This is a genomic window from Mesorhizobium sp. M2E.F.Ca.ET.209.01.1.1 (assembly GCF_004010375.2).
GTDB lineage: Bacteria > Pseudomonadota > Alphaproteobacteria > Rhizobiales > Rhizobiaceae > Mesorhizobium.
Map to the genome: position 1 here is coordinate 1 of NZ_SADP02000163.1, position 469 is coordinate 469.

Annotated in this window: 1 pseudogene; it reads right to left on the reverse strand. The window is 65.2% G+C overall.

The annotated features are described in order from the left end of the window. A pseudogene (locus EN852_RS35095) lies at nt 1-469 on the reverse strand (FAD-binding oxidoreductase); the annotation flags it as partial.

The window sequence follows — 469 nt, forward strand, 5'->3', positions numbered from 1 at the left end:
CGCCCATCCAGTTGAAGATCGGCGGTGGAAGAGTGTCGAGCAGTGGTGCCATGGCCTTGCGCCCCTCCTCTTCCGTGCCATTGTAGCAGGAGATGATGGCGCAGGCGCGCTTGCCCCAATGCTCGCGCGGGAAGGGATCCGTCGAGGGAACGGTTTTCAGGCCGACAAAGGCACCGAGGTCTTCCGGCGCCTCCGGCAGATAGTCGCGATAGGTCCGCATGACGGCCGGAGCGTCCTTGGCCTCCCAGAACACCGGGCCGCCGAAGATCATGTTCACCGGATGGGCCTGGAAGAGGAAGCTGGTCACGACGCCGAAATTGCCGCCGCCGCCCCGCAGCGCCCAGAACAGGTCGGGGTTCTCAGCTTTGCTGGCTGTCACCACGCTGCCGTCGGCCAGCACCAGATCGGCCTCGACCAGATTGTCGATGGTGAGACCGTATCTGCGCGTGAGATAGCCGGTCCCGCCGCC